This window comes from Kribbella sp. NPDC050241 (assembly GCF_044459685.1).
Lineage (GTDB): Bacteria > Actinomycetota > Actinomycetes > Propionibacteriales > Kribbellaceae > Kribbella.
In genome coordinates this window covers 59,783-69,832 of sequence record NZ_JBITJE010000020.1, presented here as the reverse complement: position 1 = coordinate 69,832, position 10,050 = coordinate 59,783, and the positions used below count along the sequence as shown (strand labels likewise).

Below are 10,050 nucleotides of genomic sequence, written 5' to 3'. Positions count from 1 at the left end.
ACCCTCACGCAACACCAACGCAGCAGCAGGACGATTGGCCATGCCTCATCATCCCAACCACCAACCGTAAATCAACTAACGACGCGCGGCACTAGCTAGTCATGTGCTGGCAGCTACCGCGCTCCCCATGGAAATGGGTCAATCGCATGCCAGCACTGAGCCCGGCGGCCCGCTGGTCGCGGTTCGCGCCATGAAACCGTGTCTAACAGAGTGGGTCGAGTCTGTCAGAGGGGCCGGATTCCGAAGCCCTGCAGTGTGAAGTTGCCCAGGGTGGCAAGTGGCGGGACTCTCATAATTCCTGGGTCGCGGGTTCGAGTCCCCGCCCGCTGTACAAGAACACGCAGGTCAGCAGGCATTCCAGCCTCCTGACGCCGGTCCGCCGGGTGTTGGCGTGCCATGGCTCGTGGCATGAGTGTCATGGAATGGCGGGTCAACCGGGCAAGTTGCGCCGCCAGCGCGACTCCATCGTCGCTTGCCCTCGGGCTCAACGCATCCGCTCAGCGGGCAGTTGATGGACTCAGTGCAGGCCTGCGTCGTGGATCCGGTTCGCGATCTGCACGCGGTTGGTGGCCTGGAGCTTGACCATGATGCGCGAGACGTGCGCTTTGACGGTGGCCATGCTCAGGTAGAGCTCGTCGGCGATCTGCGCGTTGACCTTGCCTTCGCCGACCGCGACGGCCACTTCGCGTTCGCGGTCGGTGAGGGTCTGGGTCAGCGACTGCGCGTCGAGGACCCGCTGGGGCTCGGGATTGTCCTGACCGAGCCGGGCGATCAGTTGGGCGGTCACGCTGGGAGAGAGCATGTGGTCGCCGGCGGCAACTTTGTGTACTGCCTCGACGATCTGCGCGGGTGGGGTGTGTTTGAGGAGGAATCCGCTGGCTCCGTCGCGCAGTGCCCGCAGTACGTGGTCGTCGGCGTCGAACGTTGTCAGCACGATCACTTTGGGCGGCGTGGTTTGGCCCATCAGCCGGGCGAGGGCCTCGAGACCGTCCAGTCGTGGCATTCGGATGTCCATCAGTACGACGTCGGGCGCGGCCCGCGCGATGAGGTCGAGCCCGGTCTGGCCGTCGTCGGCTTCGCCGGCCAATTCGATGGTGGCGTCGTCGCGCAGGATCATCGCGAGTGCGGTGCGGACCAATGCGTCGTCGTCGATGATCACGACCCGGATGCGACCGCTCGGAGGGTTGTTCATGCCGGCCACGGCAACCAGGCGCGGACCACGAAGTCTCCGTCCAACTTCACGTGCTCGAAGCGGCCACCGATCAGCTCGGCACGCTCGGTCAGTCCGAGCAGGCCAAGACCCGAGCCGGGTGTCGCACTCACCGCGGAGCCCAGCCGCAGCGGGTTCCGGACCTCGAGCATCAGCTGCCCGCCCGCTCGACCGGTGAGCGTGACGTCGACGGCGGTGTCCGGCGCGTGTTTGCGGGCATTGGTCAGGCTCTCCTGGATCATCCGGTACGCGCCGCGTCCGATCGCTTCGGGCGGACCCGCCAGGTCGTCGACCTGGTTGTGCAACCGGACTCTCGTGCCGGACCCGATGGCCTCCTGGACCAGCGCCGGAACGTCGGCCAGCGTCGGTTGTGGACGCTCCGGTGGTGCATCGGTTTCGAGTGTTCGCAGTACTCCGAGGATCGCGTGCAGATCCTGTAGCGCGAGGTAGGCGCTCTTGCGGGTGATGGCGGCCGCTTTGGACACCTCGGCGTCGCTCAGATTTCGGCAGTACTCCAGTGCACCCGCGTGCAATGCCACCAGCGAGAGTCGATGGGCCAGTGCGTCGTGCATCTCACGGGCGATCCGCGCCCGCTCGTTGGCCTGCGCCTGTCCGACCCGCAAGCTCTGCTCCCGTTCGGCGCGGTCCGCTCGTTCCCGCAGTGTGGCGAGCAGGTCGCGGCGTGCCCCGACGTACATGCCGGCGGCAATGACCGCGCTCACGAAGACCACCGTGAACAGCACTGAGATCGCCAACGCCGCCTGACCGGGCTGGGTCTCGAAGTAGACGATGGATGCGACGACTCCCACCACCGCCAGTGGCACGATCTCTCGCCACCGCCGACGGGTTGCCAAGGACATGGCGGTAACGACCACAGCCCCCGATGCAGCGGAGGAAACACCTCCGATGGCGCTGACGAGGAGGGCGATCGCGAACGGACGCCGCCGTCGCCAGCGCATCAACACCACGCTGACGATGCCGAGGGCGAGATCCAAGGCCAGGTACGGAGCGAAGTTCCATCCGTAGGCGTTGTAGAACGTTGCTGTCCAGAAGCCGGCGCCGGTGATGATGGCGAAGAGGTAGCGCCACGTCGACTGCCAGCGGCTCAGCGGAGGTGGTGGCGCGGCTTGAATGGCGTCCACCTTCCCCAAGGTACGGGAGGCGCGCGGTTCAGGGCAGGGACCGCGAACCAGCCCCACCCCCTACCGCGGGCTACACATGTCTATCCCGTGGTTTCCGGACCTAGCTCCGCGGCCGATGTGCCGGGCCTACCAACGGCGCCAGCCTCGACTCATGATCACAGTCGAAGAACTCAGCAAACGCTACGGCGCACACCAATCCGTCGACCGCGTGTCCTTCCAGGCCCAGCCCGGATCCGTCACCGGCTTCCTCGGTCCCAACGGGGCCGGCAAGTCGACCACAATGCGCATGATGACCGGCCTGACCCCGCCATCCGCGGGTCGCAGCACCATCCTCGGCGTCCCCTACGCCCAGCTCCCCAATCCCGGACGGCACGTCGGGGTCCTTCTCGACGCCTCGGCCCAGCACACCGGACGCACCGGACGCGAGATCCTTCGCCTCGGCGCCACCGTCATGGGACTACGCCGCTCACGGGTGGACGAGATGCTCGAGATCGTCGGCCTGTCCGGCGACGAGGGCGACCGCCGGGTCGGCAACTACTCCCTCGGCATGCGGCAACGGCTCGGCATCGCACACGCCCTGCTCGGCGACCCGCAGGTCCTGATCTTGGACGAACCGGCCAACGGACTCGACCCGGCCGGCATCCACTGGATGCGTGGGCTCCTGAAGAGCTTCGCGGACCGCGGTGGGACGGTCCTGCTGTCCTCGCACCTCCTGCACGAGATCGAGGTCGTCGCCGACCACCTGGTTGTCATCGGCCGCGGTGTCATCGTGGCCGACGGCAGCAAGGCAGAACTGCTCAACGCCGCCGGCACCCTGGTCCGCGGCGTCGACCCAGACGCCTTGGCGCGCTGCCTCGACATCGCCGGCTACGCCTACCAGATCGAGCCCGACGGCGCGTACGTCGTGGATGCCACCCGAGAGCAGATCGCCACGGCCGCCGCGCGGCACGGCGTAGTCGTCACCGAGTTGCGTGTCGCGGACGGTGCCGGACTTGAGGACATGTTCTTGCAGCTCACCGCTGACGACGCACGAGAGAAGGTCACCGCATGAGTACCGCGACCCACCAAGCACCGTTCCACCTTGACGCGTCCCCGGATCCGAGCGTGACGCGAGTCCCGTTCACCCGCCTACTGCGAGTCGAGCTACGCAAGCTTGTCGACACCCGGGCCGGTTTCTGGTTGCTCACCGCCATCGGCCTCATCACGGTTGCCGTCATCGTCGTGTTCCTGTTCGTCGCCGATCCGGACCAGTTGACGTTCGTGAACTTCGTCGGCGCGACCGCGACCCCACAGAGCATCCTGCTCCCGGTGCTCGGCATCCTCGCCGTCACCGCCGAATGGAGCCAGCGCACCGGCCTGGTCACCTTCACCCTCGAACCGAGCCGGCTCCGTATCGCCGTCGCCAAGCTGGTCGCCGTCACCCTGGTCGGCCTGCTCGCCGTCGTCGTGGCACTCGGCGTCGCAGCCCTGAGCAACCTGGCCGGGATGGCGTTCATGGACGGCGCCGGCAGCTGGAACGTTGGAGCCGCCAACGTCCGCGACTTCTTCGCCGTGCAACTGATCGGCATCGTGCAGGGCTTCGCCTTCGGCATGCTGCTGATGAACACCGCCGCCGCGATCGTGCTGTACTACGTGATTCCGATCGCGTGGACTGTGCTCTTCTCGATGGTCGGTGCACTCGAGAACGCCGCACCCTGGCTCGACGTCAACACCGCCATGGCACCCGCCTTCGATCAGCAGACGTTCCAGGGCGGCGACTGGGCGCACATCGCGGTCGCCGGGACGATCTGGGTAGTCGTGCCACTCGCTCTCGGCGTCGTACGGCTGCTCCGACGCGAGGTGAAATCCGCCTGACCGCGCCGCCCGCACCCGAGATGTCACCGTGTGGTGCAACTACGACGCCACCACACGGTGACATCTCGTACGTCGTTGGTGGCCGCCACCGCCGTGCCCGCCGCCCAGCTGTCGCCCCAGGCGCCGTGACCGCGTGATTGGCCGTCGAAGCCGGACACCGGACTCACCGACCGAGCCTGACCATCCCGCCCGACGCCGATGAACCCCACCGGCGACAGCCGATGATCACGAGCCACCAACATCAGCTGATCCTGATGCTGATCGATCGCCTCCCCCGCCTCAGACCAGTTGACCAACCCAGCCCGCACCAACGTGCACCCCCGACACAGATGACGCTGTCTACTGGGGCCGGCGAAGGCAGCAATGACAGGATGGCTCCGATGGCCGAGGCCACCGCGCCTAGCGCCAAAATGCTGGATGATGCTGTTCCACTACCGACGAGGCGAAGACCGTCGAGATGACGATCATTCTCAACGCGCTGGACTAAACCTCCGGGCCGACACCACCAGCCTTGGCCCGGTCAGTTCGACGGGTTGGGACCTCGACGCCCGTTTGGCGGTCGGAATCTGCGCCGCCCAAGCCGAGCCGAGCAGCCTGCATACCCGCTTGGAAGCGCGTCTCGGCACCCAGACGGGCCGAAACATCCGCAATGTGACGTCGCGTGGTGCTGTAGCTCAGGCCGAGGTGGTGGGCGATTGCCTGGTCCTTCATGCCGGCCGCCAGCAGGCTGAGGATCTGCCTGTCGAGGTTGCTGAACTGATTCGCAGACTTGTCGTGGAGGAGGGGCACGCCTGTCTCAAATGTGAGCGGCGTAGCGAGCTCCCAGAGGGTGTCGAAGACAAACAGCAGCGTGTCCAGCAACGAACACGGCCGGATGATGAAGCACCGGCTGACGTCGTCCTGGTCGACATCGAGGGGCAGGAGCCCGAGCTCATCGTCGATCGTGGCCAGCTTCATCGGCAGATGGTTGATGAGTCGGGCCTCCTCACCAGCGGCCACGTAGCGGGCGATCGCTTTGATCACGCCGGGTCCAGCGTCCAGGGCTGCGCGGGCGTAGATGCCGCGATAGGCGACACCGCGGGCCAGTCCCTCAAGCTCGACATCATTCGGCCTGCCCGCCTCGGCCGCGTACGGTGGAGTGTCGAGGACCTTCACCTCACGCTTGGCGCGCCGCTGCATGTCGTCGAACCGTCGCTCGACAGCTGCGGCGCCGGTCACCACCTCGACGAGTTCGGGTGCGTGTGGTGACCGCGCGCGGTGGAAGTTGTCGGTCAGTTGCTTGGTCAGCGCGCGGACCTTGTCGAGTTCCTCCTGCGCGCGCATGATCAGCACCTCGAGGCTGAGATCAGGCGCGACCGGCAGGTATCGGGTCGGCGTGTCGAGCGACTTCTCGATGAGTCCGTTGCGGGCCAGAGCCGTCAATGCCGAGTCGATGGTGCCAGTGTCCGCCGACAGCTGCCGGCACAGGTCTGCTGCTGTGCATCCGGGCTGTGCCAGCAGGGTCCGGTAGACACTCTCGGCGATCTCGTTGATGCCGACCGCGGCGAGAGATCCCGTGGTGAACACACGCATATCTTGCCCCTATCGAGACCACTCAGTCGAGTAATGCCCATCCGTCAGGTAGGCCGGGGCCGAGTTCGGGCAACAGCCCAGCGAGATGCGCCTGCGCCGACGCAATCTCGCTGGGCACCCGGAGACCAGGTGCGACCTGGTCTAGGGCTTCAGACCGTAGGCATGCCGGATCGTCTGGTCGATGCTGTTGCCGTCCGCGTCCGTGGCGGTGACTCGCAGCGAGACGGCTCCGTCGCTGTCGGCCTTGTTCGGGTGGTGGACAGTGGCGCGGAATTGCCCGGAAGGGGTCCGTACCAGGCTGATTGGCTGCCAGCTGGTGCCGTCGTTGAAGGATGCCAATGCGTGTACGGCGGTGATTGCCGGCCCGTCGATGCCGGCTTGATGGCCGACGTCGAGGGTGAAGTTGTAGGAGGTGCGGCTCGGCGCTCGATTGAGCAGGTCGAGCGGCAGGTTGTAGTTGACCTGGACGAGGGGGAGCATTTGCCGGCCGGAGGCCGGAGTGGACGACTGGAACGTCCAGGTCGTCGAGACGTCGGTGGCATACGTCCACCATGGCGCCTTGCGTTGCTGGTTCGACACGAGCCGGTAGGTGGCCGGTCCAGGCACCGCGGGGAACTGGTTGAGCGGACTGTTGCTCTGGCCGAGCAGTTGATCGCCTTGGTACAGCTTGGTGTCGGTGGTGTCGGTTCCAAACGCTGTGAACCCGTGATGCTGTTCGGAATCGACGTAGGGGAACAGGAGCAGGGTGAACGCGTCGCCCTCGCGGTATGCCGGTGCGCCGTAGTCCTCCCAGCCGGTCAGCCCGATCGGTATGGCCGGACGGGCTGGTTGGGTGAACCAGTTCTCGGCAGTCCGGCCGCCCGGCCGGTACGCGGTTGCCAATCCTTCGGACTGGCCGTTGCCAACGGGCTGGGACCAGGCCGTGTGCGTCCACTGGGTGTCGGGTGAGGCACTGACCCATTCGGTGCGCTGCATCGGATGCGGCAACGGCCGGGCGACGGCGTAGCCGAATCTCGTCCACGGGCGCCAGGCGATGTAGTCGTCCGATCCGAGCTGGTTGGGGCCGTCCGCGTGGTAGGCGGCATCGATCTGCGCGGTGTTCTTGCTGTTGATGTCGTAGGTCTGGGTCGGTGCGATGCGGCCGGTGTTGGGCAGCATCAGGGAGTACAGGTAGGGGCTTTGTGAGGTGCCGGAGTACTGGATGGTGACCGGCTGCTTCTGCAGCAGGTTCACCAGCGACCGGCCGGCGTCCTGGTTGATGGTCAGGGCGGGGATGCGGACTGTGCCCGGGTCGCCGGCCTGCGTGTACAGCAGGCCGGGCGCGTTGTTGAAGATGACAGCGGCCGCCGCGCCGGCGTTCTGCGCGTTCTGGATCTGGCCGGAGGGAGTGTTCGTGCCGCGCTGGATCAATGCGATCTTGCCGTCCATGTTCCTGCCTGCGTAGTCCTGCGGTGCGCCTTGGCCGACGTAGATGAGTGGCTGCCGGAACGTCCCGTCGACCGGTGCGGAGTTGATCATGAAGAGCGGATCAAGCGGCATCGTCTGCGGTTTGGTGACGCTCATCTGGATGGGTGGCGCGACGAGCGTCCACCTGCTGTAGACCTCGAACTCTCCGTCGGTCACCGGAGCGGTCGGCACCGCGTAGACCTGGTCGAAGGGCGCTCGGAGCGTGAACGAGCTGTCGAAGTTCGTGTCCGGTGACAGCTTGCGGTGGTAGCCGACCTGCACCCCGTCCGAGGTGCTCGGCTTGGGAGTGTTGATGACGAGCTTCTGTGCCGGCCGCGCGTCCAACGTGATAGTCATGTCGCGGGTGACCTGCAGTTGTGGCCGGCCGACGAGAGCCATGGAGCGGTAAAAGACGTTCGATTCGTCCATCGTGAAGATGTAGCCCATCAGGCTGTACGTGCCCGGTTCGACCCGGAACGTCGGCGTCACGCCGTCGAAGTAGTTCTGGATCTGGAAGTGCGTCCCGGAGATTCCGGGGAGCGTCGGGTTGTACAGCTCGACCTGGCTCAAGGAAGAGGCCGGGCGGCCGTCGTGGGCGATCGCGGGCACCGTGAGGTTGTACATCTCCGGCTCGACGTAGGCGCCGATCGACGTACGGACCTCGATGTCGCCGGCCGTACCGGTGAGGTAGCCGCCGTACAGGTCGAACTGGCCGGCGTTCGGATCGATCGTCACAGTCACCGCGGCGGAGCCGTGCGCGGGCACGGTCACCTCGGGCCGGCTGACGGTGAACATGCCGGCCGGCGGTACGCCGTACCTCCGGCCGGTGACGTCAAGGGACAGATTCAGCGTCACGTCGGACGAACTGTTGTTCCGGAAGGTCACGGGCTTCGTCACAGGTGCCTGGGCGGTGTGCGGGAAGCGGAAGTAGCCGAGGTTGAGCGTGCCCGGGTCGGCGTAGACCTGCTGGCTGAACGCTCGTGCGACGTCAGCGCGGCCGGCGCCCTGCTGGTAGACGCTGTAGCCATCGTCCTTGGAGGTGCTGATCAGGGCCGGCTTGAGCTGGGCCGCCGCCCAGTCCGGGTGTTCCTGCGCGAGGATCGCGGCCGCGCCCGCCACGTGCGGCGTGGCCATCGACGTGCCGGACATCCGCGCGTAGTTCTGGCCGACCGGGTCCGCGTCGCCAAGCGGCGTCCCGGCGGCTCGGGCCGCCACGATGCCGACGCCGGGCGCAGCGATCTCGGGCTTGATCGCGTAGTCGCCGGACCGCGGGCCGCGGCTGGAGAAGTCGGCGAGGTGGTCGGACTTGTCGACCGCGCCCACGGTCAGCGCTGCGTCGGCCGCGCCGGGACTCGCCACCGTTCCTTCGCCCGGTCCCGCGTTGCCCGCGGCGGTCACGAACAGCGCGCCTGTCTGCGCGGTGAGGTCGTTGACGGCCTGGCTCAACGGGTCTGTACCGTCGCTCGGCTGGTTCGATCCGAGACTCATGTTGACCACCCGGGCATGCTGGGTCTGGGTGGCCCACTCCATCGCGTCGATGACCGTTGATGCCGTCCCGTTGCCTCTGTCGTCGAATACCTTTCCGACGATCAGCTCGGCGCCTGGCGCGACGCCCTTGTCCTGGCCGCCGTCGGCTGCGCCGGAACCGGCGATGATCGAGGCCACATGTGTGCCGTGCCCGACCCGGTCGGTCACGTCGGCGGGGTCGCCGCCGCCTGGTGCACCGGCGGGCACGAAGTTCTGCTTGGCGGCGATCTTGCCCGCGAAGTCCGGATGCGACGCGTCGATACCGGTGTCGATGACCGCGACGTCGACTCCTGTCCCGTCATAACCGGCCGCCCAGGCCTGCGGCGCCCCGATCTGCGGGACGCTCTCGTGGAGGTCGGCCTTGACCCTGGCGTCCAGCCAGACCCGCTTGATGTTGCCGAGCTGCTTGGCGGTGTTGCCGCTCAGCGAGCTCCAGAACGCGTGCGCGCGACGTTTGCTTCCTTGTACCCCGACCGCGTTGATGCTCTGCAAGATCGCGCCCCGGCTGCTGCCGGGCAGCGTGGGCGCCGCCTGGGCGCGCATCCGGTTCTCGCGATACTGCACGATCATCGGCAGGGATGCGGCCTTCGCGTCGTCGTAGCCGGCCGCCACCAGCTTGGTGACGTCGAACAAGTCCCGGCTCAGTGTGCCGGATGCGAGCAGCGGCGCGGCGTCGTTCGGGATGACGTAGAGGTCGTCGCCGACCTGCTGAGTGGAGTAGCCCACGTCGCTGCGGTCCGCCGGCGGCTGGACGGTCGCTGCCTGCCGACCACCGGCGAAGCGCGTCAGTTTCACCACATCGCCGGTGAGCAGCGTGACCGTGTGCCGAGCGACGACGCTTGTGCTGGCACCACCGGCGAGTGCAGCCCCCGCAGGGGAGCTGTTCGCGACGGTGTACCGAGCTACGACGCTTGTGTCCGCCCGGACACCAGGCGGCGCGGCTGCCCCAGTGGTGCTGGGCACAACTGCGGTCGCCAAGGCCGCGGCGACTCCGGCAGCACCGATCCGGATTGCCGCAGGCAAGGTTCTGCTCATTCGTTCCTCCTGGGGACGCCGCGCGTCAGGGGTTGAGCGCCCGCTCAAGCTAGGACAGATCGGGTCGCGTGTCAGCGGACCACTGGCGAGCACTTCTGCTCGTGAACAGAAGTGCTCAGCCAGCGGGAGTCCTGGTGCAGTCACCCCGGTGAACGGCATCCCCTCGGCAAGCTCCAACGTGCAGGAGCCGAGGACACGGTCCGTCTCTTCTGTCAGGTCGTGCCTGCCAGCCCTGGCTCTCGAGCAACTACGGGCCGCAAGTCG

Annotated in this window: 7 protein-coding genes; 2 read left to right on the top strand and 5 right to left on the bottom strand. The window is 67.0% G+C overall.

The genetic code is table 11. The features are described 5' to 3' along the window. Positions 1–517 precede the first annotated feature (517 nt). The gene (locus ACIBG5_RS42580) at positions 518–1,192 is read right to left on the bottom strand and encodes a response regulator (protein ID WP_396397806.1); all 675 of its coding nucleotides are present in this window, start codon (positions 1,190–1,192) and stop codon (positions 518–520) included. Beyond that, complete coding sequence (locus tag ACIBG5_RS42575; RefSeq protein WP_396397805.1) at positions 1,189–2,352, bottom strand: sensor histidine kinase; 1,164 nt, start codon at positions 2,350–2,352, stop codon at positions 1,189–1,191. Before ACIBG5_RS42575 ends, ACIBG5_RS42580 begins: the two co-directional genes overlap by 4 nt. Positions 2,353–2,503: 151 nt before the next feature. Between ACIBG5_RS42575 and ACIBG5_RS42570 the strand changes: the two genes are divergently transcribed. Together ACIBG5_RS42570 and ACIBG5_RS42565 are read left to right on the top strand one after the other, a co-directional pair. Beyond that, positions 2,504–3,403: an ABC transporter ATP-binding protein gene (locus ACIBG5_RS42570; RefSeq protein WP_396397804.1), complete on the top strand. Its 900-nt coding sequence runs from the start codon at positions 2,504–2,506 to the stop codon at positions 3,401–3,403. Beyond that, a complete protein-coding gene (locus ACIBG5_RS42565; RefSeq protein ID WP_396397803.1) occupies positions 3,400–4,206 on the top strand; it encodes an ABC transporter permease in 807 nt (268 codons plus the stop codon). The genes ACIBG5_RS42570 and ACIBG5_RS42565 overlap by 4 nt, the downstream gene beginning before the upstream one ends. 23 nt (positions 4,207–4,229) lie before the next feature. On the opposite strand, the gene ACIBG5_RS42560 is transcribed toward ACIBG5_RS42565, so the two are convergent. The 3 genes from ACIBG5_RS42560 to ACIBG5_RS42550 form a co-directional block, all read right to left on the bottom strand. Further along, the gene (locus ACIBG5_RS42560) at positions 4,230–4,448 is read right to left on the bottom strand and encodes a hypothetical protein (protein WP_396397802.1); all 219 of its coding nucleotides are present in this window, start codon (positions 4,446–4,448) and stop codon (positions 4,230–4,232) included. A gap of 241 nt (positions 4,449–4,689) precedes the next feature. Then, positions 4,690–5,778, bottom strand: coding sequence for a helix-turn-helix domain-containing protein (locus tag ACIBG5_RS42555; RefSeq protein ID WP_396397801.1), 1,089 nt, complete (start codon positions 5,776–5,778; stop codon positions 4,690–4,692). 141 nt (positions 5,779–5,919) lie between these two features. Further along, complete coding sequence (locus ACIBG5_RS42550; protein WP_396397800.1) at positions 5,920–9,786, bottom strand: S8 family serine peptidase; 3,867 nt, start codon at positions 9,784–9,786, stop codon at positions 5,920–5,922. Positions 9,787–10,050 lie beyond the last annotated feature (264 nt).